The sequence below is a fragment of the Streptomyces sp. bgisy130 genome (assembly GCF_057708345.1).
In genome coordinates this window covers 27,877-53,283 of sequence record NZ_JBYISA010000037.1, presented here as the reverse complement: position 1 = coordinate 53,283, position 25,407 = coordinate 27,877, and the positions used below count along the sequence as shown (strand labels likewise).

The 25,407-nt window shown below is 71.0% G+C and carries 20 protein-coding genes and 1 tRNA gene; 14 read left to right on the top strand and 7 right to left on the bottom strand.

All coding sequences use genetic code 11. The annotated features are described in order from the left end of the window. Position 1 precedes the first annotated feature (1 nt). Complete coding sequence (locus AC3EUV_RS31735; protein WP_432145559.1) at positions 2-673, top strand: ABC transporter permease; 672 nt, start codon at positions 2-4, stop codon at positions 671-673. 47 nt (positions 674-720) lie between these two features. Then, the gene (locus AC3EUV_RS31730; RefSeq protein ID WP_432145560.1) at positions 721-1,647 is read left to right on the top strand and encodes an ABC transporter substrate-binding protein; all 927 of its coding nucleotides are present in this window, start codon (positions 721-723) and stop codon (positions 1,645-1,647) included. Here the strand turns inward: AC3EUV_RS31730 and AC3EUV_RS31725 are convergent. Beyond that, positions 1,625-2,653, bottom strand: coding sequence for a sigma-70 family RNA polymerase sigma factor (locus tag AC3EUV_RS31725; RefSeq protein ID WP_432145561.1), 1,029 nt, complete (start codon positions 2,651-2,653; stop codon positions 1,625-1,627). The genes AC3EUV_RS31730 and AC3EUV_RS31725 overlap by 23 nt on opposite strands. A 178-nt stretch (positions 2,654-2,831) precedes the next feature. Continuing rightward, on the bottom strand, positions 2,832-3,875 hold the full coding sequence (locus tag AC3EUV_RS31720) for a LacI family DNA-binding transcriptional regulator (protein ID WP_388197763.1): 1,044 nt from the start codon (positions 3,873-3,875) through the stop codon (positions 2,832-2,834). Positions 3,876-4,162: 287 nt separating this feature from the next. Here AC3EUV_RS31720 and AC3EUV_RS31715 point away from each other — a divergent pair, with 287 nt between their 5' ends. The 4 genes from AC3EUV_RS31715 to AC3EUV_RS31700 all read left to right on the top strand — a co-directional run bounded on the left by AC3EUV_RS31715 (position 4,163) and on the right by AC3EUV_RS31700 (position 7,614). Next, the gene (locus tag AC3EUV_RS31715) at positions 4,163-5,080 is read left to right on the top strand and encodes an amidohydrolase family protein (protein WP_435604433.1); all 918 of its coding nucleotides are present in this window, start codon (positions 4,163-4,165) and stop codon (positions 5,078-5,080) included. Next, on the top strand, positions 5,077-5,634 hold the full coding sequence (locus AC3EUV_RS31710) for a cysteine dioxygenase (protein WP_432145563.1): 558 nt from the start codon (positions 5,077-5,079) through the stop codon (positions 5,632-5,634). Before AC3EUV_RS31715 ends, AC3EUV_RS31710 begins: the two co-directional genes overlap by 4 nt. A gap of 113 nt (positions 5,635-5,747) precedes the next feature. Continuing rightward, positions 5,748-7,160, top strand: a complete 1,413-nt coding sequence (locus AC3EUV_RS31705) for a purine-cytosine permease family protein (RefSeq protein ID WP_432145564.1) — start codon at positions 5,748-5,750, stop codon at positions 7,158-7,160. A 40-nt stretch (positions 7,161-7,200) separates the two neighbouring features. Next, on the top strand, positions 7,201-7,614 hold the full coding sequence (locus AC3EUV_RS31700) for a hypothetical protein (RefSeq protein WP_435604432.1): 414 nt from the start codon (positions 7,201-7,203) through the stop codon (positions 7,612-7,614). A 352-nt stretch (positions 7,615-7,966) separates the two neighbouring features. On the opposite strand, the gene AC3EUV_RS31695 is transcribed toward AC3EUV_RS31700, so the two are convergent. Beyond that, positions 7,967-9,355 carry a cystathionine beta-synthase gene (locus tag AC3EUV_RS31695; RefSeq protein WP_432145566.1) on the bottom strand — a complete coding sequence of 463 codons (1,389 nt, stop codon included), beginning with the start codon at positions 9,353-9,355 and terminating at the stop codon, positions 7,967-7,969. A 195-nt stretch (positions 9,356-9,550) separates the two neighbouring features. On the opposite strand from AC3EUV_RS31695, the gene AC3EUV_RS31690 reads away from it, so the two are divergent. From AC3EUV_RS31690 to AC3EUV_RS31680, 3 genes are all read left to right on the top strand, one after another. Next, positions 9,551-10,564 (top strand): SGNH/GDSL hydrolase family protein, encoded by a 1,014-nt coding sequence (locus AC3EUV_RS31690; RefSeq protein WP_435604431.1) that lies wholly within the window; start codon positions 9,551-9,553, stop codon positions 10,562-10,564. A gap of 205 nt (positions 10,565-10,769) precedes the next feature. After that, a complete protein-coding gene (locus AC3EUV_RS31685) occupies positions 10,770-11,990 on the top strand; it encodes an acetyl-CoA C-acetyltransferase (RefSeq protein WP_432145568.1) in 1,221 nt (406 codons plus the stop codon). A gap of 649 nt (positions 11,991-12,639) precedes the next feature. Continuing rightward, a complete protein-coding gene (locus tag AC3EUV_RS31680; protein ID WP_435604430.1) occupies positions 12,640-13,605 on the top strand; it encodes a hypothetical protein in 966 nt (321 codons plus the stop codon). Between the two features lie 57 nt (positions 13,606-13,662). On the opposite strand, the gene AC3EUV_RS31675 is transcribed toward AC3EUV_RS31680, so the two are convergent. Continuing rightward, complete coding sequence (locus tag AC3EUV_RS31675) at positions 13,663-14,022, bottom strand: hypothetical protein (protein ID WP_435604429.1); 360 nt, start codon at positions 14,020-14,022, stop codon at positions 13,663-13,665. A gap of 98 nt (positions 14,023-14,120) precedes the next feature. On the opposite strand from AC3EUV_RS31675, the gene AC3EUV_RS31670 reads away from it, so the two are divergent. Further along, positions 14,121-14,348: a DUF4287 domain-containing protein gene (locus tag AC3EUV_RS31670; RefSeq protein WP_042156435.1), complete on the top strand. Its 228-nt coding sequence runs from the start codon at positions 14,121-14,123 to the stop codon at positions 14,346-14,348. Positions 14,349-14,491: 143 nt separating this feature from the next. On the opposite strand, the gene AC3EUV_RS31665 is transcribed toward AC3EUV_RS31670, so the two are convergent. Then, the gene (locus tag AC3EUV_RS31665; protein WP_432145571.1) at positions 14,492-15,376 is read right to left on the bottom strand and encodes a Bax inhibitor-1/YccA family protein; all 885 of its coding nucleotides are present in this window, start codon (positions 15,374-15,376) and stop codon (positions 14,492-14,494) included. Positions 15,377-16,021: 645 nt separating this feature from the next. Here AC3EUV_RS31665 and AC3EUV_RS31660 point away from each other — a divergent pair. Continuing rightward, positions 16,022-18,868, top strand: coding sequence for a bifunctional glycosyltransferase/CDP-glycerol:glycerophosphate glycerophosphotransferase (locus AC3EUV_RS31660; protein WP_435604443.1), 2,847 nt, complete (start codon positions 16,022-16,024; stop codon positions 18,866-18,868). Continuing rightward, the gene (locus AC3EUV_RS31655; protein ID WP_435604428.1) at positions 18,868-20,037 is read left to right on the top strand and encodes a glycosyltransferase; all 1,170 of its coding nucleotides are present in this window, start codon (positions 18,868-18,870) and stop codon (positions 20,035-20,037) included. Before AC3EUV_RS31660 ends, AC3EUV_RS31655 begins: the two co-directional genes overlap by 1 nt. 91 nt (positions 20,038-20,128) lie before the next feature. Here AC3EUV_RS31655 and AC3EUV_RS31650 read toward each other — a convergent pair. Continuing rightward, positions 20,129-20,209 (bottom strand) — tRNA-Leu (locus tag AC3EUV_RS31650). Between the two features lie 516 nt (positions 20,210-20,725). On the opposite strand from AC3EUV_RS31650, the gene AC3EUV_RS31645 reads away from it, so the two are divergent. After that, the gene (locus AC3EUV_RS31645) at positions 20,726-21,463 is read left to right on the top strand and encodes an ABC transporter ATP-binding protein (protein WP_435604442.1); all 738 of its coding nucleotides are present in this window, start codon (positions 20,726-20,728) and stop codon (positions 21,461-21,463) included. A gap of 48 nt (positions 21,464-21,511) precedes the next feature. Further along, entirely contained in the window at positions 21,512-24,028 is a 2,517-nt protein-coding gene (locus tag AC3EUV_RS31640; RefSeq protein ID WP_432145573.1) for an ABC transporter permease, read from the top strand. Between the two features lie 47 nt (positions 24,029-24,075). On the opposite strand, the gene AC3EUV_RS31635 is transcribed toward AC3EUV_RS31640, so the two are convergent. Continuing rightward, entirely contained in the window at positions 24,076-25,383 is a 1,308-nt protein-coding gene (locus AC3EUV_RS31635; protein ID WP_432145574.1) for a class I SAM-dependent methyltransferase, read from the bottom strand. Positions 25,384-25,407: the final 24 nt, after the last annotated feature.

Genomic DNA, 25,407 nt, shown 5'->3' with positions numbered 1-25,407 from the left:
GATGCTCGAACTCCTGAAGAACCTCGCCGCCTGGCTGACCAGCCCGTCCCAGTGGTCCGGCCCCGAGGGCATCGCCACCCGCGTCCTGGAGCACCTGGAGTACTCGCTCCTCGCCACCCTCGCCGCGGCCCTGATCGCCCTGCCGGTCGGCCTGCTCATCGGGCACACCGGCCGCGGCGCCTTCCTCGCCGTCAACCTCTCCTCCTTCGGCCGGGCGCTGCCCACCGTCGGCCTGGTCACCCTGGTGTTCCTGGCGGGCGGGCTGAGCGTCTGGCCCGTGTATGTGTCCCTGGTCGCGCTCGCCGTGCCCGTGATCATCACCAATACGTACGCGGGCATGGCCGCCGTCGACCCCGAGGTCAAGGACGCCGCCAAGGGCGTGGGTCTGCGCGGCCACCAGGTCCTCTGGCAGGTCGAACTCCCGCTCGCGCTCCCGCTGATCATGACCGGCGTCCGGCTGGCGACCGTGCAGGTCGTCGCCACCGCCACCATCGCCGCCTATGTCAGCTTCGGCGGGCTGGGCCGCTATGTCTTCGACGGCCTGGCGCAGCGCGACCTGGTGCAGGTCCTCGGGGGTGCGGTCCTGGTGGCCGTGCTCGCCGTCGCCGCCGACCTGGCGCTGGGCGGCCTGACGCGGCTGCTGTTCCGCGGCCGCCCGGCCGCCGCCCGCTGAGCATCCGCCGCCCCCGTCCCCTCCGTACGTCCCGAGGAGTCCCGCCCATGAACCGTCGTACCGTCCTGACCACGCTCCTCGCCGGCGCCTCGGCGCCGCTGCTGGCCGCCTGCTCCTCCGGCATCACCTCCCTCAAGGGGGACGGCGTCGGCGGCGACAGCGGCAGCAGCAGCGGCGGACTGACCATCGGCACCGCCAACTTCACCGAGAACCAGATCCTCGGCCACCTCTACGCGGGCGTGCTGAACGCCGCCGGGGTCAAGACCACCGTCAAGCCCAACCTCGGCTCCCGCGAGATCGTGGTCCCCGCACTGCGCTCCGGCGATATCGATCTGCTCCCCGAATACCAGGGCAGCCTGCTGCTCTACCTCGACAAGAAGGCCACCGAGACCGAGGCGGGCGCGATGCAGAACGCGCTGGCCACCGTATTGCCCAACGGCCTCGAAGTCCTCCCGTACGCCGCCGCCGAGGACCGCGACAGCTTCGCCGTCACCCGGGAGACCGCCGACCACTACGGGCTGAAGACGCTCGCCGATCTGCGCAAGGTCAACGGCAAGCTGGTCTTCGGCGCCGCCGCGGAGATGAAGAAGCGGGTCGTCGGGGTCGTCGGCCTCAAGGAGCAGTACGGCGTGGAATTCAAGGAGTTCAAGGCGCTGGACTCGTCCGGGCCGCTGGTCAAGGGCGCCCTGAAGAAGGGCGACATCGATATCGCCAATGTCTTCACCACCGATGTCGACACCGCGGAGAACGGCTGGGTACTGCTCCAGGACCCCAAGCACCTCATCCCGGCCCAGCACATCGTCCCGCTGATCGCCGCCCGCAAGGCCGACTCCAAGGTCCGCAAAGCGCTGGCCCGTCTGGGCAACACGCTCACCACCGCCGACCTCACCGAGCTCAACCGCCTCGTGGACAAGGAGAAGCAGGACCCGGACCGGGTGGCCGGGGCGTGGCTCAAGAAGCGGAAGCTGGGCTGATTCCGTCCCCGCCGTAGCGGAGCGGCAGGCCGAACAGCGGGAACAGCCGCTCGGTGTCCAGGAAGGACTGGAGCGCGGTGACCCGGCCGTCCGCCGTCTCGATGACCTGGATCGCCCAGGGCGCACCGTCCGCGCGGTACTGCCCGAACGCCGGCCGGCCGTTCGCCCGGACCGGCACCAGATGCGACCCCTCGCAGCCCTCGCCCGGCCCGCGCAGCCACTTCAGGATGTCGGCGCGGCCGCGCAGCCACAGGGCGTACGGCGGCATGGACAGCGTGGAGTCCTCGTGCAGCACGGCGGTGAGCGCGTCCATGTCGAACCGCTCGAAGGCGTCGACATAGCGCCGCAGCAGCGCCTGCTGGGCATCGTCCAGCGGCGGCGGGGCGTCGGCGGCGTGGTCACCGGACGCGGCGAGGGTGGCCCGGGCCCGCTGAAGCGCGCTGTTGACCGAGGCGACCGAGCTGCCCAGCAGCTCCGCGACCTCGCTCGCCGACCAGCTGAGCACCTCCCGCAGGATCAGCACCGCCCGCTGCCGGGGCGCCAGCCGCTGGAGCGCGGAGATGAAGGCGAGCCGGATCGACTCCCGGGCGACGGCGGTCTCCGCCGGGTCCCCGGCGGACGCCAGCACCCGCTCGTCCGGAACGGGCCCGATCCAGGTCGTCTCGGGCAGCCCCGTACCGATCGGGCCGTCCACGCTCGACGGGGAGGCGAGATCCATCGGCCGGGCCCGGCGCTGACTGCCCTTGAGCAGGTCCAGGCAGACATTGGTGGCGATCCGGTAGAGCCAGGACCGCAGCGAGGCACGCCCCTCGAACCGGTCGTAGCTCCGCCAGGCCCGCACCATGGTCTCCTGCACGGCGTCCTCGGCCTCGAACGCCGATCCCAGCATCCGGTAGCAGTAGCCGGTCAGTTCGGTACGGTGCGCCTCCAGCCGGTCCACCGGCTCCCCCTGCGGCGCGGCCCGGCCCGCCGCCGCGACACCGTCGCCCGCGGCGGCTTCACTCACCGCGGCTGCACTCGTCGAGGACCGCTTCATCGAGGACCCGCCCATCCGCCCGTCGGCCGACCACCGGTACACACGCCCCGACCGTACCGGAGCGCCCGGCACCAGTCTGCTCCCCGGGCCGGGGCTGTGCAGCCGGGAGCGGGGAGGCGGGCGCAGCACGGGCGCCCGCCCCGCACCCTCACCCCCGCCCCGGCTCCGCCGCCGACCCCCGTTCCGAGAGTCGGGGGGCGCAGAGGATGCGCTTGCGGCGGACGCGGCGGCCCTCGATGGCGGCGACGGCGAGGCGGGCGGCCTCCTTGGCGATCTCGGCCAGGCCCCAGTCGACGGTGGTCAGGGGCGGGGTGAGGACCCGGGAGACGGGGTGGTCGTCGAAGCCGACGACGGAGAGGTCGCGGCCGACGGTGAGGGATGCCTCGGCGGCGGCCGCGTAGACGCCGTAGGCGATGGAGTCGGAGAAGCAGAAGACGGCGGTGGGCGGGGCGAGCGCACCGGCCGGGCGGCGGCCGTCCGGGCTGTTGGCCAGGACCCGGCGGGCCATCGCGGTCGCCGCGTCCAACTCCTGGGGACAGGGCAGGACTTCGGCCTCGATACCGAGCCGGTCGGCGGCCTCGCGGACATAGACGTCGGCGGGGCGGTCGGGGGTGGAGGGGCCGGTGGGGGTCAGCACGGTGACCCGGCGGTGGCCCAGCCCGCGGAGGTAGTCGAGGACGGCGTCGATGCCCGCGCGGTTGTCGAAGAGGACCTCACCCGCCGTACGGGCCCGGCTCAGCGCGTCGCCGATGGAGACCACCGGCACCGCGTCGGCGATCTTCGACCAGCCCTCGGCGGAGGGGTCGACGGGCGAGACCAGCAGACCGTCCACCCGCTGGTCGCGCAGCTGCTTGGCGAGGGCCAGTTCGCGCTCGGGGTCGCCGCCCGCGTCGAGGATCAGCGCATAGCGGTCACCGGCCAGCAGCTCGCGCCCTATGGCCGCCATCAGCTGCTGCTGCCACAGGTCCTGAAGGTCACCGGCGAGCACCCCGACGGTGCTCGTACGGCCGCTGGCGAGCGCGCGGGCGATCGGGTCGGCCTCGTAGCCGAGCTCGGCGGCGGCCCGGCGCACCCGCTCCTCGGTCTCCTTGGAGACATGCTTGCCGCGCAGTGCGTAGGAGACGGCGGCGGTGGAGAGTCCGGTGGCCTCGGCCACCTCGCGGAGGGTGGTGCGCTTATTGGGCCTGGCCATGTCCGGAAGCCTACCCAAGGAGGCCGCCGCACCCGGCCTCGATGCGGTCTTCCCGGTGGGGTGCACGGCCCGGCGCCCCGGGCCCTCCCTTGACACCGGAAGCTGTTAACCGCTTCACTTAAACGCATCAGTTAAACGGTTAAGTGAAACGGTTCAGGGGGCGGACCGGCGGGACGCCCCACGTGCGCCGTCCACCCGACTGTCCACCAGGCCGCCCGACCGCCCGCCACCCCGTCCACGAGTCCGCCAGTCCACCCGCCCGACCGCGCCGTCCCGGAGGGAGGCCCGTGGCCACCGACGTCCACCAGCACATCTGGCCGCCCCAGTTCCTCGCCCTGCTGCGGTCCCGCACCGCGCCGCCCCGGCTCGACGGCTGGACGCTGCACCTGCCCGGTGAGCCGCCGTACCCCGTCGACCCCGCCGACCACGACATCGCGGCCCGCGCCCGGCTCGCCCGCGCCGACGGTCTGGACCTCGCCCTGGTCTCGCTCTCCAGTCCGCTCGGCATCGAATATCTGCCGCCAGCGGAGGCCGCCCCGCTGCTCACCGCGTTCCACGACGGCGCGCTGGACCTGCCCGCCCCCTTCGGCGTCTGGGCCTCGGCCTGCCTCTCCGCCCCCGAGCCGGACACCGCGGCACTGCGGCGCGAGCTGGCGCGCGGCTGCGTGGGCCTCCAGCTCCCCGCCACCGCGCTCCTCGACGCCGCGGGCTGGGCCCGCTGCGCCCCGCTGCTGGAGGTCGCCGCCGAGCAGGACAAACCACTGTTCGTGCACCCCGGCGCGGCCCCGGCCACCGAGCCCACCGCGCCCGCCTGGTGGCCCGCCCTGGTCCCGTACGTCCAGCAGCTGCACGCCTCCTGGTTCGCCTTCCGCGCCTTCGGCCGGCCGCGCCACCCGGAGCTGCGGGTCTGCTTCGCCGCGCTGGCCGGCCTGGCGCCGCTGCACGGGGAGCGGCTGGTCGCCCGCGGCGGCGGCCGGGAGCGCGGCCGGGTGGACTGCCGCGCCTTCTACGAGACCTCCTCGTACGGAACCCGTGCGGTGGACGCCCTCGTACGGGCCGTCGGCATCGATGTGGTGGTCAGCGGCAGCGACCGTCCGTACGCCGCCCCCGTACTCCCCGACCTCGGCGCGGACGCCGCCGTCCACGCCCTGCGCCACACCAACCCGGCCCGCCTGCTGGGCCCGACGAAAGGAGCCCGCCCATGACGGACACCACCTCCCAGGCCGGCACCGCCCGTGAGGTCCCCGACGGCGAGCAGCCGTTCACCGCACTGCCCGAGCGCAACCTCGACAAGCGCGAGCTCCAGGCCCTGGTCGATGAGCTCGCCGGGCGCCCGGAGCTGTGGCGCGAGCAGGTCGCCTTCTCCGACACCGAGCGGCACTACGCCTCGCTGCACCGCGACGAGTTCGTGGACGTCTGGCTGCTGTGCTGGACCCGGCAGAACGACACCGGCTGGCACGACCACGACCTCTCCTCGGGGGCGGTGCATGTCGTCCAGGGCGTCCTGACCGAGTCCAACCCGCGGATCGGCGGCGCGCATCCGGCCACCGCGGTCGGCGCGGGCTCCTCGTTCTGCTTCGGGCCGGACCACATCCACCGCCTCACCGGCGCGACCGACGACGCGGTGTCGGTGCACGCCTACTCGCCGCCGCTGTGGCGCCTGGGCCAGTACGACATCACCGAGGACGGGCTGATGCGGCGGGTGTCGGTCTCGTACGCGGATGAGCTGCGGCCGATGGACGCGGCAGCGGCCGTCTGAGCCGGCGTTACCAGTAATTCACCGCGGCAATCAATCGATCTCACCTATTGACCTTCCATTCATCGGCGTCGATCCTGCATGAATCCATACAGGCGACGACCCGAGGCGGATTCATGGCAGGTGTGGTCGAACAGCGCTCCATCGACGTCGTCCCCGACGACGAACGGCACGGCAGCGCGGTCAGCCAGTTCACCCTCTGGCTGGGCGCCAACCTCCAGATCACCGCCGTCATCACCGGCGCCCTGGCCGTCGTCTTCGGGGCGAACGCCTTCTGGTCGCTGATCGGGCTGCTGCTCGGCAACCTCCTGGGCGGGGCGGTGATGGCCCTGCACTCGGCGCAGGGGCCGCGGCTCGGACTGCCGCAGATGATCACCTCCCGGGCCCAGTTCGGGGTGCGCGGGGCGGTGGTCCCGCTGGCGCTGGTCATCGTGATGTACATCGGCTTCTTCGCCAGCGGCAGCGTGCTGGCCGGGCAGGCGGTCGGCGAACTGACCCACCTCGGCGAGACACCGGGGATCGTGCTCTTCGCCGCGGTCACCGCCGTCGCCGCGGCCGTCGGCTACCGCCTCATCCACACCCTCGGCAAGATCGCCGGCCTGGTCTGCGCGCTGGCCTTCGTCTACCTCGGCATCCGGCTGGTGCAGCGCGCCGACCTCGGCGCGCTCCTGGCCGACCACCGCTTCGGGCTGCCGGTCTTCCTGCTCGCCGTCTCGCTCTCGGCCTCCTGGCAGCTGGCGTTCGGCCCGTACGTCGCCGACTACTCGCGCTACCTCCCGCGGCACACCTCGGCGCGCGCCACCTTCTGGTGGACGCTGTCCGGCTCGGTGCTCGGCTCGCAGTGGTCGATGACGTTCGGCGCGCTGGCGGCCGCCGCGGCGCCGGCCGCGTTCGTGGGGCACGAGGTCAGCTACATCGTCGGCCTGGGCGGCGCCGGACTGATCGCCTCGTTCCTCTACTTCGTCATCGCCCTCGGCAAGCTCACCATCAACATCCTCAACACCTACGGCGGTTTCATGTCGCTGGTCACCAGCGTCAGCGGCTTCCGCGGACAGCGCACCCTGTCGCCCCGCGGCCGTTCCGCGTACATCGCCGGGATCATGGTGGCCGGCACCGCCGTCGCGCTCCTGGGCAAGGACTCCTTCCTGACGTCCTTCAAGGACTTCCTGCTCTTTCTGCTGACGTTCTTCACGCCCTGGTCGGCGATCAACCTCGTCGACTACTACCTGATCTCCAAGGAGCGGTACGACATCCCGGCGCTCAGCGACCCGGCCGGCCGCTACGGCGCCTGGAACGTCCGGGCCCTGACGGTCTATGTCCTCGGGGTGCTCGCCCAGCTGCCGTTCCTGGCCACGCACTTCTACACCGGCCCGCTGGTGGCACCGCTCGGCGGCGCCGACATCTCCTGGCTCGTCGGACTCGCCGTACCAGCCGTCCTGTACTGGCTCGCCGCCCGTCGCGACACCGCGCGCACGGTGGCGCCCGGCCCGCGCCAGGAGGAGAACTCCCCCGCCGGATCGGGGGGTTAGCCCCAGCGCGCGGCCCGCCGGCGGCCCGTAATCTCGCAGCATGGCGACACACGACCCCGATCTGCGGAAAGAACTCGACGCGACCCTCCAGACGCGCAAGGAACTGGGCCCGGAGTACGAGCCGGAGCTGCTGGAGTCCTTCCTGGAGAAGCTGGACGCGAACGTCGACCGGCGGGTGCGGCGGCAGCTCGCCGAGCAGCAGATCCAGGTGGCACGCGGCACCCTGCCGCCCCGCCCCGCGGGCCCCGGCCGGGAGTTCTGGGAACGGTTCGGGGTCGCCGCCTTCTCGCTGGTGCTGGCCATCCCGCTGTCCACGGTCGCGGCGGTGAACACCGGGCTGCCGGGCCTGCTGGTGACCTGGGCCGGCATCGTCGGCGTCAACGCCGTGCACGGTGTGGTCCGGTGGCCGGCGCTGCGGGCGCGTACGGACCGCCGCGACGGCGCCGGGGACTGAGGCTCCAAGGGAGCGGGCCGGGGAGATGTTGCGGGGACCGCCGCACCCCGGCCGGGGCCGGGGGCGGGACGACGGCGGTCCCCGCAAGGGACGCGCGTCCGGGTCAGGGCCGGTCATCGCGTCCGGGCGGCGAGAGTGGAGGTCCGGGAGCCGCTCCGGAAGTCCGTTTCGCCGTACACCTTCACTGTGCCCGACGCGTGTTAAGTGCGTGCTGCCGGCACATGACGCATACGTTCACTTTGCGGCGGCGGCCCGTTTCCTGACGGCCACTTGACGCCGTGACGGGTCACGGGACCGTCCGCCGGCCGGGCACCCGGCGCCCGCCGCGCGGGACGGCCGCCGGGACCTCCTGCTACTTGCCGGCCTCGCGCGCCAGATAGGCCAGCAGGTCCTGCCGGCTCACCACGCCCTTCGGCTTGCCCTCGACAAGGACGATCGCGGCGTCCGCCGTCTCCAGCACCGCCATCAGATCGGCGACCGGCTCGCCCGAGCCGACCTGCGGCAGCGGCGGGCACATGTGCTTCTCCAGCGGGTCGGTCAGCGAGGCGCGCTGGGTGAACAGCGCGTCCAGCAGCTCGCGCTCGACGACCGAGCCGACGACCTCGGCGGCCATCACATCGGGGTGCCCGGCGCCCGGCTTGACGATCGGCATCTGCGAGACGCCGTACTCGCGCAGCACCTCGATCGCCTCGCCGACGGTCTCCTCCGGGTGCATGTGCACCAGCGAGGGCAGTGCGCCCTCCTTGTGCTGGAGCACCTCGCCGACGCGGGCGGCGGCGCCGCCCTCCTCCAGGAAGCCGTAGTCGGCCATCCACTCATCGTTGAAGATCTTGGAGAGGTAGCCGCGGCCGCTGTCCGGCAGCAGCACCACGACCACATCGTCCGGGCCGAGCTTCGCGGCGACCTCCAGCGCACCCACCACGGCCATCCCGCAGGAGCCGCCGACCAGCAGGCCCTCCTCCTTGGCCAGCCGCCGGGTCATCTGGAAGGCGTCCTTGTCCGAGACCGCCACGATCCCGTCCGCGACCGTGCGGTCGTAGGCGGTCGGCCAGAAGTCCTCGCCGACGCCCTCGATCAGATACGGGCGCCCGGAGCCACCGCTGTAGACCGAGCCCTCCGGGTCGGCGCCGATGACCTTGACCCGGCCCTCGCTGGCGTCCTTCAGATAGCGGCCGGTGCCGCTGATCGTGCCGCCGGTGCCGACACCCGCCACGAAGTGGGTGATCCGCCCCTCGGTCTGCGCCCACAGCTCGGGACCGGTGGTCTCGTAGTGGGAGCGCGGGTTGTTCGGGTTGCTGTACTGGTCGGGCTTCCAGGCGCCGGGCGTCTCACGGACCAGCCGGTCCGAGACGTTGTAGTACGAGTCCGGGTGCTCGGGGTCCACGGCGGTCGGGCAGACCACCACCTCGGCTCCGTAGGCCCGCAGCACATTGATCTTGTCCGTGGACACCTTGTCCGGGCAGACGAAGATGCACTTGTAGCCCTTCTGCTGGGCGACGATCGCCAGGCCCACACCGGTGTTGCCGGAGGTGGGCTCGACGATGGTGCCGCCGGGCTTCAGCTCACCCGACTGCTCGGCGGCCTCGATCATCCGGACGGCGATCCGGTCCTTGACCGACCCGCCGGGGTTGAAGTACTCGACCTTCGCCAGGACGGTGGCCTGGATCCCTCGGGTGACGTTGTTGAGCCGCACGAGCGGGGTGTTGCCGACCAGCTCAATCATCGAATCGTAAAACTGCACGGTGGTCTCCGCGGTCAGGGGCACGCTCTCCTGCGCCCGTACGGCCAGCCTATTGCCCGGGTCCGTTAGGGGAACCGCGCGTTGCGTTCCGTGCGGGAACGGGCAACACCCTGTTGTAGAAGTTCTTGCCGTTTCAAGAGCGCGTCCGGCCCCGGGCCGCGGCGCGCCCGCACTGTACGGGGAGGTGCCCGGCCCATGCCGATGACGATGTCCAGGGCGCGAGTGGCCCGGCGGATCGCCACCGCTGCCGCGTTCGGCGGCGGCGGGGTCGGGCTGCTCGGCGTCGCCGCCGTCGGGGTGCTGCTGACCGAGGTGCGGCTGGCCCGCCGGACGGTGGGCGGCTCCAGCGACATCCCGCCGTGCGCCGACGGCCGCTACGGCGCCGCCTTCGGCCACCGCACCGACCGCCCGCCGCTGCGCCTGGGCTTCCTCGGCGACTCCACCGCCGCGGGCCAGGGGGTGCACCGCGCCTCCCAGACACCGGGCGCCCTGCTCGCCTCCGGCCTGGCCGCGCTCTCCGAGCTGCCGGTCGACTTCCGCAATGTGGCGCTGCCCGGCGCGCAGTCCGACGACCTGGCGCGCCAGGTGGAGCTGATGCTGGCGGCCGGTATGGAGATCCCGGACGTCTGCGTCATCATGATCGGCGCCAATGACGTCACCCACCGGATGCCGCCCGCGGAGTCCGTACGCCATCTCGCCGAGGCGGTGCGCGGGCTGCGCGCGGCGGGCTGTGAGGTGGTCGTCGGCACCTGCCCTGATCTGGGCAGCGTCGAGCCGGTCTACCAGCCGCTGCGCTGGGTGGCCCGGCGGCTCTCCCGGCAGCTGGCCGCCGCCCAGACCATCGGGGTGATCGAGAGCGGCGGCCGTACGGTCTCCCTCGGCGATCTGCTCGGCCCCGAGTTCGAGGCGCGGCCGCGGGAGCTGTTCGGGCCGGACAACTACCACCCGTCGGCCGAGGGCTATGCCACCGCGGCGATGGCCGTGCTGCCGACGTTGTGCGCCTCGCTCGGCCTGTGGCCGGAGGAGGAGCGTCCCGAGCCGGCCCGGGGCGAGGGCATCCTGCCGGTCGAGCAGGCGGCCGCCGAGGCGGCTTCCGAGGGCGGCACCGAGGTCACCGCCTCCCGCGCCCCCTGGGCGCTGCTCAAGCACCGCAGACGCCGTCAGCTGCCCACGGCGGAGCCGGCCGGGCCGTCGTCCGTCACCCCGTGAGGGAGCGGGCGCCGGAGCGGCGCTGAGCGGCGCGCGGCGGAACGGGGCGGGGCCGTCCGGGAATACCCGGAGGCCCCGCCCCGTTCCCATAAGCGCCCGCTTAGAAAAGAGGCCCGCATCACAGCACGCACCCCGTGACCTCAGCAGTACGTGCGGGTAACTTCCCTCACAGTCCGCCCTTTTCCCGCGCACCTGGAGCCGTGTGATGCCCGAAGCCGTGATCGTCTCAGCCGCCCGCTCCCCGATCGGCCGCGCCTTCAAGGGCTCACTGAAGGACCTGCGGCCGGACGACCTGACCGCGAAGATCATCGAGACCGCGCTCGCCAAGGTCCCCGAGCTGGACCCGCGCGACATCGACGACCTGATGCTCGGCTGTGGCCTCCCCGGCGGCGAGCAGGGCCACAACCTCGGCCGCATCGTGGCCGTCCAGATGGGGATGGACCACCTCCCGGGGTGCACCATCACCCGTTACTGCTCCTCCTCGCTCCAGACGACCCGCATGGCGCTGCACGCCATCAAGGCCGGCGAGGGCGATGTCTTCATCTCGGCCGGTGTCGAGACCGTCTCGCGCAGCATCAAGGGCAGCTCCGACGGCCTGCCGGACACCCACAACCCGCTGTTCGCCGACGCCGAGGCCCGTACCGCGGCGCGCGCCGAGCAGGAGGGCGCCGACTGGCACGACCCGCGCGAGGACGGTCTGATCCCGGACGCGTACATCGCGATGGGCCAGACCGCGGAGAACCTCGCCCGCCTCAAGGGCGTCACCCGCCAGGACATGGACGAGTTCGGCGTCCGGTCCCAGAACCTCGCCGAGAAGGCGATCAACGACGGGTTCTGGGAGCGGGAGATCACCCCGGTCACGCTCCCCGACGGCACGGTCGTCTCCAAGGACGACGGCCCGCGCGCCGGCGTCACCGTCGAGGGCGTCTCCGGCCTCAAGCCGGTCTTCCGCCCCGACGGCCTGGTGACCGCCGGCAACTGCTGCCCGCTGAACGACGGCGCCGCGGCGCTGGTGATCATGTCCGACACCAAGGCGCGCGAGCTGGGCCTGACCCCGCTGGCCCGGATCGTCTCCACCGGCGTCTCCGGCCTCTCCCCCGAGATCATGGGATACGGCCCGGTCGAGGCCAGCAAGCAGGCGCTGCGCCGGGCCGGCCTCTCGGTCTCCGACATCGACCTGGTCGAGATCAACGAGGCGTTCGCCGCCCAGGTCATCCCGTCCTACCGGGACTTGGGCATCGACCTGGACCGGCTGAACGTCAACGGCGGCGCGATCGCCGTCGGCCACCCCTTCGGCATGACCGGCGCCCGTATCACCACCACCCTGATCAACTCCCTCCAGTGGCACGACAAGCAGTTCGGCCTGGAGACGATGTGCGTGGGCGGCGGCCAGGGCATGGCAATGGTCATCGAGCGGCTGAGCTGAGCACGGCCACCGGCACGAGCGGCTGAACGGAGCCGCGGCGTCATCGCTTCACGGGGTGTGCGCGGGGAAACGGACCAACTTCCGCCCCGCGCACACCCTTCGCGCTCGCATGAACACGGGCGGCGACACGGCGTGACCTGCGCCACTCGTTAACGAGATCGCGACCCAATCTCCCCCAGGATTGTGACCAACGCCCTGGGGGAGCGGTGTTCTTGCAGGTCAGCAGGGGGGCGCCGGCCCATACGGCGCCCTGACTCCCCAGCATTTCGGGACATAGGGCACAAGGTGCGGTCGCCGACCACCGGCAGGCTGATGTAGGAAGTCGGAGAACAATCTGCTAACGGGAGTACGCCGGTGACCGAGCCGCAACCAGGCGTGATCCCGAGCGAGCGCATCCAGGGGGTCGCCCGGCCGGACGGCCGGGGGAAGTCCGAGTACCGGTGCGCGGCCCCTGGGAACAGGGCCGCCGAGCGAAGTGGGGAGGACGCATGAGCGAGCGCCCCCGAGCGGGTCGAGAGGTGCGCGTCTCGCCCATGCGGGACCGAACGGAGAGAGGTTTCGGCGTGAGCGAGCCCAGCGAACCCAGCGAGCGAACCATTAACGGGTGCGCGCCTCGCGCATGCGAGGCCGAGCGAAGCGAGGTTTCGGCATGAGTGTCCACACCCTTTTTGTGCTGGTGGCCGCGCCCACCGCCGTGGCGCTGGGCGCCGCCGCCCTGCACACCGCCCGCGCCCTGCGCCGCCAGATCGCCGAGCTGCGCGCCGAGCTCCTCGCCGCCCGTCAGGACACCGCGGCCGGCGCCGCGGCGGCGCATCCGGCCACCGCGGCCATCCCGTCCGCCCGCACCGTCCCGGCCGCCGAGACCCCGCTCGCGGACATACGTGCCGCCGTCGCGGACGCGCTGGCCGAGGAGCGGGAGCGCGAACTGGCCGAGGCCCGCGCCTTCTGGGCCGCGCAGGAGGCCCGGGACGCCGCCGACGCCCCGTCCCTGCTCGGCGGGCTCGTCGGCCTCGGCGACGAGGGGCTGCTGGACCCCCGCGCGGACCAGCGCGAGCCGTCCGAGCGCCCGGAGTCCGACCGGCTCGACACCCAGCCGTTCCTGCCCCGCCAGGCGGATCTGGCCGGTCTGGAGCCGCTGCTGGGCCCGGACGCCCTGGAGGCGATGGATCACCTGGAGTCCATGGAGGCGCTGGAAGCCCTGGACGCGCCGGAGTTGGAGCCGGTCGAGGAGACCGAGTCCGCCGAGCTGGCCGCCGCCCGCCGGCGCCACCCCTCGCACCCGGACTTCTCCCCGTCCCCGGTGATCAGTGATCATGAGCGCACGGTGGCCCGCCTGGAGGAACTGGCGCAGGACGCCACCCCGCTCGCGGACGTCCGCCCCGGCCCGCTGGGCACCCTGGACGTCTATGTCTTCGCCGACGGGACCACGCTCTGTCTGACCCCCGGGCAGCGCGAGACCGCGGAGCGGGTGGCCGACGCACTGCACGCCGGGCGCACCCCCGTACTGCTGGGCGGCTCCGGTATCTCCGGGGCGTACGCGCTGACCTTCTCCTGGGGCGAGACCCGCGAGGAGAGCGTCTACATCCTCGCGGACCGCGTCATCGCCTCGCTCTGACACCGCACGGCGGGCCCGTCCGACGAGGTCCGCCGACAAGGTCCGGGGCCACCGGCCCTAGTAGCGGTCCGCCACCGCCCGCACGCATCCCACGGCCTCCGCCAGTTCGTCGGCGGGGGCCACTTTCGCGTCAGAGTTCGCCGTCCCGTCGGCCGGGTGTGCCGCCGCGGCCCGCAGCGCCTCGACAAGATCGTGCCCGGCCACCGCCAGTTGGTCGCCCGCCGCGAACATCCCCGCGTCCGGCAGCTCGTACGGCGGCTCCCCCGGCCGCTCGATCAGCTGCGCCCGGGTCGCCAACTGCCGGGCCAGTGCGAGCGCTTCGGCCGCGGCGCCCCGGTCGAGCCTGCTCTGGGGCAGCGATCGGAGGCGGTCGGCGAGGGCGTCCACGGCGGTCTGCAAGGGGGTCACGTCAAGCACGTCGTGAGCCTATGCGCCACTCCCGGGTGGTTGCCAACGCCCGAACGCTCAGGCACGGTGGCCTGAAGAACCAGCATCGACCGCGTCCGGAGGCGCCGATGTCTCAGCTCTTCTCCGAAGAGACCCACCGGAACATGCTCTCCCGTATCCCGCACTGCACCGGCCGGGAAATCTCCGACTGGCTCCGCACTGTTGACGAGGGCCCCGCCCTCTTCCGCTTCGATGAGAAGGTCAGCTGGCTCCGCGGCGAGCACAACCTCGCCTACGGCCACGCCAAGGCAATCGTCCACGAATACGATCTCAGGCGCGCCGCGCGCAAGTTCTGATCACACCGCCGGGCTCCGTGCCGTCCCGGCTCAGAACATTCCCCTCATCCGGCACTCCGCACGTCGAAGGGCCCGCGGGCAGTTCGCCCGCGGGCCCTTCGACGGTGCTGCCGGGCGCACCGTGCGCCCGGCGTCCCGGTGCGTCAGTCGCCCCGGAGGATCGAGATCAGCCGCAGCATCTCCATGTAGATCCACACCAGGGTCAGCGTCAGACCGAACGCCGCCAGCCAGGACTCCTCACGCGGAGCGCCGTAGGCGATGCCGTCCTCGACCTGCTTGAAGTCCAGCGCCAGGAAGAGCGCGCCGAGGACCACGCCGACGATGCCGAAGACGATGCCCAGACCGCCGCTGCGGAAGCCGAGGCCCTCACCGCCGCCGAACACCATGAACAGCACATTGACCAGCGACAGCAGGACGAAGCCCATCGCCGCGATCATCACGAAGCGGGTGAAGCGGGCGGTGACCCGCACGATCCGCGTCTTGTAGGCGACCAGCATGGCGACGAACACCGCCATCGTGCCCAGCACCGCCTGCATGGGGGCGCCGTTCATGTTCGGCAGGCCGTTGATGAAGCCGCTCAGCGCGCCGAGGAAGACACCTTCGAGCGCCGCGTACGCCAGGATCAGCGCGGGCGACGGCTTCCGCTTGAAGGACTGGACCAGCGCCAGCACCATCGCGACCAGGCCGGCCCCGATCGCGAAGCCGAGGCTCTGGGTCAGGAACAGCCAGCCGACGGTGGCGCCCGCGATGACCGTGCCGAGCGTCATGCCCGTCCGCGCGACGACATCGTCCATCGTCATCGGGCGGGTCTGCGGGGTGTACTGCGGCGGTGCTTCGGTGATGGGCTGCTGGCCCTGGGCGTACGGGTTGGTCGCATCCTGCGCGTAGGGGTTGCCGCCCTGTGCGTAGGGGTTGGCTCCGGCGTACGGGTTCGCGGCGCCCCCGGCCTGCGGCGGCGCGTTGAAGCCCGCGTAGCCGGTGTCGCGGCTGAAGCCCCGTCGCGAGAAGACCGGGTTGCTGCTCCTCATCTCACTCCTCCATGGCCGCCCTGCGCGGCCTTGACGGCAAGCGTAATGGCTTGGCAAAGGCGCGTCGCTAGTTCTTGAGCAGGATCTTTCCCTGAACCCGGGACGGCACATCCGCCATGAGGAGGACGTGCGGGAGGCCGCGAACGTGCCCGGAGCAGGATGCGGACCGCGGCGCGGCGGGCACCGCGACGGACCGCTGTCGCACCGTCACACCGCCCGGTCCCAGGCATTACGGGTATTCGATCTCCGTCCACCGCCTTGCCGTCTTCTTGTCGTCCTCTTGCCATCGTCCGTTGCCGCCGTCCGCTGCCGACCGGCCCGAACTGGGATTTTCCTTCTGCTCCGCCCGGGGCTTCTTCCCGCTGCCGCCGAACGGAATCCGATAAATGTCTGATCGCAACGGACGCCATCAGACCCGGCAGGCAACCGATTCACGGGAGGGGCCGTCTTCCCTGCCGGCCGGAGCTGCCCTGGTAGGTGGTTCCACAGAGCTGACGCATGGTCAAGGTCCGACCCCGGAGTGCCCCTTCTCGATGCACCCGCGTCTCACCGTCCGTAGCGCTATGGGCGCGATCGGTTGTAATCCGAGGGTACAGATAGGGCTATTCTGGCGGGAAACAGCAGCGAAAGAGGGTTGAGGTGCCTGTGCCTGACGTCTCAGTAGTCGTCATCGTCTACAACGACGCCGACCGGTTGCCGACCGCGGTTCAGTCCGTGCTGGACCAAACGCTCCGGGACGTCGAGGTGGTGATCGTCGACGATTGCAGCACCGACCGTTCTTTCGAAGTGGCGCAGCGGCTCGCGGCCGATCACCCCGGACGGGTCAGAGCCTTCCAGCTGCCGGAGAACAGCGGTGCGGGAGGCGAACCGCGGAACGTCGGCATCGAGCACACCGAGGGCCGCTACGTCATGTTCCTGGACAGCGATGACGTCCTGGAAATCAATGCGTGCCGCAATATGCTGGAGGCCGCCGAGGAATCCGGCTCAGATATCGTTTCCGGTCTGTGCGTCCGGCTGCACAAGGACACCCGCAATCAGAAGCGCGACGAGTGGTACGCCTGGCTGTATTCCACGACCCGCACGCTGGAATCCGTCACGGAACTGCCGGACCTGTTCGTCTGGGACACCCTGTCCACCAACAAGTGCTATCGCCGCGATTTCCTCATCGAGAACAATCTCCGATTCCCCAGGGGGATGTTCTACGAGGACCTGATGTTTATCGCCGATGCATATCTGGCGGCGCGCCGCATCACCCTGATTCCCAATCAGGTCTATTTCTGGCACGTATACGAGCGGGCCGCCGTGAAGTCGGTGACGAACCGGCGCCACGAAATGACCAACTATACGCACCGGCTGGAGATCCACCGGCGCATCGACGCATTGCTGGCGGAACGCGGGCTGGACGAGCTGAAGCTCGCCAAGGACGTGAAATTCCTCAAGCACGATCTGGTGCTGCATCTGCGGGATCTGCCGTTCCGCGAAGATTCCTACCGCCAGGAATTCTCCGAACTCTCCCGGGAGTACCTCGCGAGCATCGCCCCGGAGGCGTACGAGCGGGTCCAGCCGATACAGGCCATCTGCGCCTACCTGCTCCAGCAGGGTGACTGGGACCACCTGATCCCGGCGGTCGACACCCTCATCAACCGCGACAAGCTCTCCTCCCCGCTCACCGAGCACGACGGCCGGATCTACTGGTGCGGCGGCCACTTCGACGATGCGCTCGGGCGCGAGATCCTGGACGTGACCGACATCGGCTACCACGAGAAGCCGGTCAACCAGCTCTTCCTGCGCAACCAGCTCACCCGCTTCAGCGCGTCCGGCAAGGCCGTCTCGCTGGCCGGCCGGATCACCAATCCGCTCGGCGTCATCCCGCCCGGCGCCCGCCTCAAGGGGCAGCTGGAGTTCAGCGCCCGGCGGCGCAGCCTCCAGTCCTTCCACTTCCCGGTGCGCGAGCTGCGCCACGAGGGCGACACCGTCCACTGGGAGGCCGCGGCGGACCTCACCGCGAAGCTGCGCCCGCTCGGCATCGTCGACACCATCTGGGACGTACGGCTGCGCCTGGACGTGGACGGGGTGCGCACCACGACCCGGCTCACCGTCGCCGACACCGGGCTCTCCGCGCCGCTGCCGGTGAGGCCGCGGCTGACGCGGATGGTCGCCGACCACCTCGAACCGCATGTCTCGGCCAAGGGGCATCTGGCGTTCCGCCTGGTCAGCGAGGGCCGCAACGCCGAGCGCATCCAGGAGCTGATCAACCGCGGGGTGCGCGGCAAGCCGGGGACACTGGCCAAGACCGGCTACCGCAAGGCGAAGGCGCTGCGCAAGAAGGTCACCTCCGGCGACAACAAACTCCGCGCCTACCACGAGGTGTTCTGCCGGCTGCCGGTCAAGAAGCGCACGGTGGTCTTCGAGAGCCACCTGGGCAAGCAGTACAGCGACAGCCCGCGCGCCCTCTACGAGGAGATGCGGCGGCAGGGCCTGGAGTTCGAGGCGATCTGGTCGTACGCCGGGTCCCCGAAGGACTTCCCCAAGGACGTCACCCTCGTACGGCGCTGGTCGCTGCCCTATCTCAAGGCGCTGGCGCAGGCCGAGTTCTGGGTGGACAACCAGAGCTACCCGCTCAAGCTCACCAAGCGCCCGGAGACCACCTACCTCCAGACCTGGCACGGCTCGGCGCTGAAGAACATGGGCTTCGACCAGCCGGCGCTGAAGGCGCAGACCCGCCGGCAGCAGGAGGAGCAGCAGCGTTCGCTGGACCGCTTCGACCGCTTCCTGGTCCGCTCCGAGCACGATGTGCACACCCTGGCCAAGGCTTTCCGGCTCCAGGAGAAGACGCTGCTGCGGGTGGGATACCCGCGCAATGACGCGCTGGTGCACGCCCGGCAGCGGGAGGCCGAGCGGGGAGTGCGTGAACGGGGGCCGCTGGCCGCGGAGTTGGGCATTCCCGAGGACCGGACCGTACTGCTTTACGCGCCGACGTTCCGCAAGGCGGGCGGCCGGCACGGGCGCTTCGAATTGCCCTTCGACGTGGAGCGTTTCGCCGATCAGTTCGGCGACCGCTATGTCCTCCTGGTGCGTTCGCACTACCTCAATCATGTGGTGCTGCCACCGACCGTGCAGGGCCGGGTCATCGACGTATCGGCGCGCCACGATGTGACGCCCCTGCTGGAGCTGGCCGACGGGCTGATCACCGACTATTCGTCAGTGATGTTCGACTATGCGCTGCTCGACCGTCCCCTGGTGTTCTTCACCTACGACTACGACGAGTATGTGCACGAGGGCCGCGGCACCTACTTCGATCTGCTGGAGCACGCACCGGGCCCGGTGGTCCGCACCGAGGACGATTTCCACGAGACGATCAAGTCGTTCGAGTCGCAGGCACTGGAATACGCGAAGAGCCGCAGGGAATTCGTCGCCAAGTTCGGCGAATACGACCGGGGCGACGCCTCCCGGAGCATCGTCGATCAGTTTTTTGCGCAGTGGAGCCGTTGATGACCAAGTCGAACGCAGCCGAGCCGCGGGACATCTTCTTCGTGTCCAACAGCGTCAACGAGCTGGGTGGCATCACCAGCTGGTCGCACCAGATGGCGCGGCTGTTCAGCGAGCGGGGCCACCGGGTGCACCTCGTCGGCGTGGTGCCGCCCCCCGAAGGGCGGGTCCAGGAGCTGGCCCCCGACGAGCCGTTCGGGACCACCACGCTGTACTCCGAACACCCGCCCTCCGTCGCCCCCGTGCGCGGCCTCAAGGACAAGCTCAACCTCGTCGAGCAGCGCCGGCGGGCGGCCCGGGAGGCCGGGATGCGGGAGCAGGCGGCCAAGTTGAGCGCGCTGTTCCGGGCGGCCAAGCCGGGCGGGGTGGTGATCGTCACTCAGGTGTGGGCCATGGAGTGGGTCGCGCTGGCCGATACCGCGGGGCTGACGGTGTTCGGGATGAGCCACGAATCCTTCGACACCTGCCGCAAGTCCTCCCGCTTCGCCCGGGTCAAGCGGTTTTACCAGGACGTCGACCGAATGCTGACGCTCACCCGGGAGGACGCGGACCGCTGGATCCGGCAGCGGATGGACAACGTCGGCTTCATGCCGAACCCGCTGCCCTTCTTCCCCGAGGTGCCCTCGGACCGCTCCGCCAAGTGCGTGGTCAGCATCGGCCGGCTGCACGAAGAGAAGGGCGTGGACCTGCTGTTGGAGGCCTGGGCCAAGGTCTCCCCGCAGCACCCCGACTGGACGCTGCGGGTCTACGGCTCCGGTGAGGAAGAGGAGGCGCTGCGCAAGCAGGCCGCGGAGCTGGGGATCACCGCCACGGTCGCGTGGATGGGCCGGACCGGCGACGTACCCGGGGCGCTGCGGGAGAGTGCGGTCTTCGCGCTCAGTTCGCGGGGCGAGGGCTTCCCGCTGGCGCCCATGGAGGCGATGGCGACGGCCGTGCCGTGTGTGGCGTTCGATGTGGCGCCCGGCGTCCACGAGATCATCACGGACGGTGTGGACGGTTTCCTCGCCCCGCCGGGCAATATCACCGAATTCGCCCGGCATCTCGACGCCCTGATGTCCGACAAGGAGCTCCGGGACACGATGGGCGAAGCCGCCCGGGAGAACATCCAGCGGTTCTCCACGGAGGAGATTGTCGGCCGCTGGGAGAGCTTGTTCGCGCTCGTGGAGCGCTGAGCCGACAACGCACAATGCGAGAAGGGGCCGCCGGCTTTCCCCGGTGGCCCCTTCTCGTTGAAAATTCAGTTAAGCTCCGCCGCGTGCGGAGTGCCCGGAGCCGGACTTGAACCGGCACGGCCGTAGGCCAGCGAGGTTTAAGCTCGCCGTGTCTGCATTCCACCATCCGGGCCTGGGATCCCCCATGCCACCTCAAAGAGGGCAGCACGAGCGTAGCCCGCAGTGCACGACACAGATCGGCCGCTCTTCCCGAGGTTGTCTTATTTTATTGGCAACTGAGTGAGCATCAGCGACCGGTACAGGCCTTCGGCACATGCCTGAAGCCCACCTTCGGTGGGAAGCCCCCCGGCGCATTTTCATGCCCGAATTGACGGAAACTCGACGCCTCGTCAGCGTGACCGTCACCCCCGTCCGGCCGCCCCTCCGGCGGCCGTGATCAAGGCAACAGCATCTGGAGTCACCTCCTCCGCAGGGATGACGGGCGAACCCCTGATACGTCCCAGGGGTGGTCAAAAGCGACCACAGGGGTTGACGCCCCCGCCCCGCCCCCGGGCCCACGATGGAGACCGTCCGCACTCGTCCGTCACCCGAGTCCTTGGGGCCGCCGCGGACCTGATGCCCCCTCCCACGACAGGAGCACCCCGTGACCACCCACCACTCCGGCGTCGCCAGCGCCTCCCGCGCCACCATGGCGGCCGCCCGCGCCACGGACCTCACCAAGGTCTACGGACAGGGCGAGACCCAGGTGGTCGCCCTGGACGCGGTCTCCGTCGAATTCCGGCAGGCCGAGTTCACCGCGATCATGGGCCCCTCCGGGTCCGGCAAGTCGACGCTGATGCACTGCATGGCCGGGCTGGACTCGATCTCCGGCGGTTCCGCCCTGATCGGCGAGACCGAACTCACCGGCCTCAAGGACAAGAAGCTCACCCAACTCCGGCGCGACAAGATCGGCTTCGTCTTCCAGGCGTTCAACCTGCTGCCGACCCTGTCCGCCCTGGAGAACATCACGCTGCCGATGGACATCGCGGGCCGTAAGCCCGACCGCGCCTGGCTGGACCGCGTTGTGCAGACCGTCGGCCTGGCCGACCGCCTCAAGCACCGCCCCAGCCAGCTCTCCGGCGGCCAGCAGCAGCGCGTCGCGGTCGCCCGCGCGCTCGCCTCCCAGCCCGAGATCATCTTCGCCGACGAGCCCACCGGCAACCTCGACTCGCGCTCCGGCGCCGAGGTCCTCGGCTTTCTGCGCAACTCCGTACGCGAACTGGGCCAGACCGTGGTGATGGTGACCCACGACCCGGTCGCCGCCTCCTACGCGGACCGGGTGGTCTTCCTCGCCGACGGCCGGATCGTCGACGACATGGCCGACCCGACCTCCGACGCCGTGCTGGAGCGGATGAAGGGCTTCGACGCCAAGGCCCGCACGACCTGATCAACAGCAGCCGCCCCGTACGACCGGACCTCTCCCCCAGGACCCCTCATGTTCAAAACCGCCTTGCGCAATGTGCTTGCGCACAAGGCCCGGCTGCTGATGACCGTGCTCGCCGTGATGCTCGGCGTGGCCTTCGTCTCCGGCACCCTGGTCTTCACCGAGACCGTCTCCCAGGCATCCCAGGCCCAGTCCCGCGAGGACCTCCGTGACGTCGACGTGGTGCTCCACGCGCCGCACGGCAGCGGCTCCGGGTTGCCCGTCATCGACCAGAAGCTGCTCGACAAGTCCGCCCGGGTACCCGGCGCGGCCTCCGCCACCGGCCTCATCTCCGGCTTCACCGGCATCGCCGGCAAGAACGGCGCGCTGATCGGCGACCCCAACTCCAGCCAGGGCGGCAACTACTTCCCCGGCGCCGACGGCAAGGACGCCCGCTACCCGATGCGCGACGGCGCGGCCCCGCACGGCCCGCACGAGTTCGCACTGGACGCCCGCACCGCGGACGAGGCCGGCTACAAAGTCGGCGACACCGTACGGCTGTCCGCCAACGGACCGGTCCACGAGCAGAAGCTGACCGGCATCTTCACCACCGACGACAGTGCGGTCGCGGCCGGCGGCAGCCTCGCCCTGTTCGACACCCCGACCGCCCAGAAGCTGCTGGGCACCCCCGGCGGGTTCCAGGAGATCCGGATCAAGGCCGACCCGGGCACCTCCCAGACCGCCCTGAAGTCCGCGGTCGAGTCCGCGCTGCCCAAGGGCAGCGTCGTGGCCACCACCGGCAAGCAACTCGCCGACGACATCGGCAAGGCGAACGCCGAGAAGAACAGCGCCATGCAGAACGCACTGCTGATCTTCGCCGGTATCGCGCTCTTCGTCGGCATCTTCCTCATCGTCAACACCTTCACCATGCTGGTCGCCCAGCGCACCCGGGAACTGGCGCTGCTGCGCGCGGTCGGCGCCAGCCGCCGCCAGGTCACCCGCTCGGTGCTGACCGAGGCATTCGTCGTCGGCGCGATCGCCTCCGTCGTCGGCCTGGCCGCCGGCATCGGCGTCGGCGCCGGGCTGCGCGCCCTGATGGGCAGCCTGAGCGGCAGCGTTCCCGACGGCCCCCTGGTGGTGCCCCTGTCGGCCGTGCTGACCTCGCTGCTCGTCGGCACCCTCGTCACCGTCCTGGCCGCCTGGCTGCCGGGCCGGCGCGCCGCGAAGATCCCGCCGATCGCCGCGATGAACAGCGTGCACGCCACCGCCACCACCAAATCCCTGGTGCTGCGCAACACCATCGGTGCGCTCTTCGCCGGCGCCGGTGTCGCCGTGGTGCTCTACGGCACCAGCTCATCCGCCGGCAAGAACGCCGACGTGGTACTGGCAGGCGGTGCGACGCTGCTGATGATCGGCGTGTTCATCCTGACGCCGCTGCTGTCCCGCCCACTGATCGCAGTGGCCGCGCCCGTCCTGCGGATCTTCGGGGTCGCCGGCACCCTCGCCCGGCAGAACTCGGTCCGCAATCCGCGCCGTACGGCGACCACCGCCTCCGCGCTGATGGTCGGACTGACCCTGATCACCGGTCTGACGGTGGTCGCGACCAGTGTGCAGACCTCCGTCGAGAAGCAGGCCGTCGCCTCGCTCAAGTCCGACTACGTGGTCTCCATGGCCGGCCCGGCGCCGCTCTCCCCCGACGTGGCGAAGAAGCTCAGCACCCTGGACGAGGTCACCGCCGTCAGCCCGCTGCGCCTGTCCTTCACGGACCGCACGGTCCTGACCGGCGTCAACGGCAAGGACTTCGACAAGGTCGCCCGGCTCGACTTCACCCAGGGCTCACTGGGCACGATCCAGGGCAACCAGGTGGTCGTGGACACCCACACCGCCGAGAAGAAGGGGCTGCACCCCGGCTCCCGCTTCCCGGTGACCTTCGCGGACGGCAAGAAGAGCACGCTCAGCGTCTCGGGTGTCTACGAGGGCAACGACCTCATCCAGGGCGTCATCCTGGACAACGCCACGCTGGCCCCGCACGAGAAGCAGGCCGACGATTCGCGGGTGCTGGTGAAGACCAAGGACGGCGCCACCGACGCCACCAAGGACGCGCTGGTCACGGCGCTCGGCAAGAACCCGGCGCTCGCCGTCGCCGATAAGCAGGAGGTCACCGAAGCGATCGCCGGCATGGTCACCATGATGCTGAACATGCTGTACGCACTGCTCGCCATGGCCGTGATCGTCGCGGTGCTCGGCGTCATCAACACCCTGGCGATGTCGGTCTTCGAACGCTCGCAGGAGATCGGCATGCTGCGCGCCATCGGACTGGACCGCCCCGGTATCAAGCAGATGGTGCGCCTGGAGTCCCTGGTGATCTCGCTCTTCGGCGGGGTGCTCGGCATCGGCCTGGGCGTCTTCTTCGGCTGGGCGGCGGGTCCGATGATCAGCAGCAGCATGCCGGGGTACGGGCTGGTGCTGCCCTGGGGGCGGCTCGGCCTCTTCTTCGCGGCGGCGGCGCTCATCGGCGTACTGGCGGCCCTGTGGCCGGCCCGCCGGGCGGCGCGGCTGAACATGCTGACCGCCATCAAGGCGGAGTAGCACGCGGTGGGTGCGCCGGGCCCGGACGGGTCCGGCGCACCGCCGTGTCAGCCGGTCCAGTCCCGCCCCCGCAGCGGCAGCCCCGACTCCCCGCTCTCCGGGGTCCGGACCGCCAGCACCTGGTTGACTCCTATGCGGTTGCGCTCGAAGGACAGGGCCGACGCGGCCATGTAGAGCCGCCACACCCGGGCCCGGCCGGTGGAGGTGAGCCGCGCCGCCTCGTCCCAGTGCCGCTCCAGGTTGGCGACCCAGCTCCGCAGCGTCAGCGCGTAGTGCTCCCGGATCGCCTCCACGTCCCGTACCTCGAACCCGGCCTCCTCCAGCTGGCCGACGGTCCGGCCGACCGGGGCCAGCTCACCGTCCGGGAACACATACCGGTCGATGAACTCATCGACGTGGTACGCCTCCTCGTCCGCCACCGGCCGCCGGGCGATCTGGTGGTTGAGCAGCCGCCCGCCGGGCCTGAGCAGGGAGTACAGGGCCGCGGCGTACTCCGCGTACTGCGTGCGGCCGACGTGCTCGGCCATCCCGACCGAGGAGATCGCGTCGAACGGCTCGTCGTGGATCTCGCGGTAGTCCTGCACCCGGATCTCGATCCGGTCGGCGAGCCCGGCCTCGGCGATCCGCTTACGGGCGAAGCCGGCCTGCTCCTCGGAGAGGGTGATGCCGACCGCCCGGACGCCGTACTCGCGGGCGGCGTGCAGCACCATCGAGCCCCAGCCGCAGCCCACGTCGAGCAGCCGCCGGTCCTTCTGGAGGCCGAGCTTGCGGCAGATCAGGTCGAGCTTGTCGCGCTGGGCATCCTCCAGAGTGGCCTCGGGGCTCTCCCAGTAGGCGCAGGAGTAGACCATGGACGGGCCGAGGACCAGCGCGTAGAAGTCGTTGCCGACGTCGTAGTGGTGGCTGATGGCTTCCTTGTCGCGCCGCAGGGTGTGCAGCGGTCCGTGGCGGCGCCGGAGCTCTTCCGCGGGCGGGGCCGGCGGGACCGGGGCGCCGGCCAGGGTGAGCAGTTCCCGGGCGGCGGCGCGGATCTCCGGGCGGGCCAGGGCGCGCAGGAGAGCGGCCCGCGGCGGCCTGGGGGCGTCACCGCGCTCCCAGATCAGCCCGGCGAGCCGGTCGAGCGCTTCGTAGAGGTCGCCCTCGATGTCGAGGTCGCCGGCCACCCAGGCGCGGGCCAGGCCGAGTTCGCCCGGCTTGAACAGCAGCCGGCGCAGCGCCCGGCGATGGCGGATCACGAGGGTCGGTGCCCCCGGCGGGCCGGACTCGCTACGGTCCCAGGCGCGGATGCGTACCGGGAGCGGTGCTCCCAGTAGCTCCTCGGCGAGCTTGGTGAGCCGTCCAGCGGCATCGGCCATGTCGCACACCTCCGTGTTGACGAG